Annotated in this window: 1 protein-coding gene; it reads right to left on the bottom strand. The window is 45.9% G+C overall.

Annotated elements, in window-relative coordinates; all coding sequences use genetic code 11:
- Positions 1 to 261 precede the first annotated feature (261 nt).
- Positions 262 to 1,036 (bottom strand): glycosyltransferase (locus F6K37_RS44230; protein ID WP_287257459.1); only part of this gene is annotated, 775 nt, incomplete at its 5' end.

Below are 1,036 nucleotides of genomic sequence, written 5' to 3'. Positions count from 1 at the left end.
TTATTTTCGGGCGGGCAGGATGCCCACTCTACTCCTATTAATTATTTTCGGGCGGGCAGGATGCCCACTCTACTCCTATTAATTATTTTCGGGCGGGCAGGATGCCCACTCTACTCCTATTAATTATTTTCGGGCGGGCAGGATGCCTACTCTACTCCTATTCATTCCTTGATTCAGCAACGCCAAAAAAAAAACATATGCTGAACGCGATCGCGTGCGCGTAGCGCATTAGCTGATAGCTGATTGCTGTCAGCTGATTCCTTACTTTGATCTTCCTTCTTCCACAAACCCCCTCACTTCTGATAAAACATACAATGGTCTGCCTTTTACTTCTTCATAAATCCGTCCTACATATTCCCCCAAAATACCAATAGATACTAACTGTACAGCTCCCAAAAAGAAAATTGCAATCATAATAGTGGCAAACCCAGTCACAGGAGAATTCGGTTCAAAAATCCGCCAGTAAAGCACTAACCCTGCCATTAATAGCGCTATCGCTGTTGCTAATAATCCCAGATAAGTAGCGATTCGCAATGGCACTTTAGAAAAAGAAACCAGTGCATCTACTGCTAGGGCTAAGGATTTACGAATGGTGTACTTGATCTCACCAGCAAAGCGGGGGTCACGTACATAGGAAACAGAGGTTTGCCGCAACCCTACCCAAGAACGCAATCCCCGCACGTAACGGTTGCGTTCTGGCATGGCATTGAGTACATCAACCACCCGTCGATCCATTAAACAAAAGTCCCCCGTATCTAAGGGAATCTCGACATTGGCTAGACGGCGCAGTAGGCGATAAAATAAGTAAGCCGGAAAGCGCTTTAACCAACTTTCACGACGTCTCTGGGTGCGCTGAGCATAAACGATTTGATAACCCTGCTGCCATTTTTCCACTAGCACTGGGATGATCTCTGGTGGGTCTTGTAAATCAGCATCTAGGACAATAATCCCTTGACCCCGCACAAAATTTAGACCGGCAGTGACAGCAATTTGATGACCAAAGTTACGGGAAAGACTTAGGTAACATACCCTTGGG

The organism is Moorena sp. SIO4E2, from assembly GCF_010671945.1.
In the GTDB taxonomy this organism is placed as follows: Bacteria; Cyanobacteriota; Cyanobacteriia; order Cyanobacteriales; family Coleofasciculaceae; genus Moorena; species Moorena producens.
The sequence above is the reverse complement of the archived record's forward strand: the minus strand, read 5'-3'. Positions and strand labels throughout refer to the sequence as shown.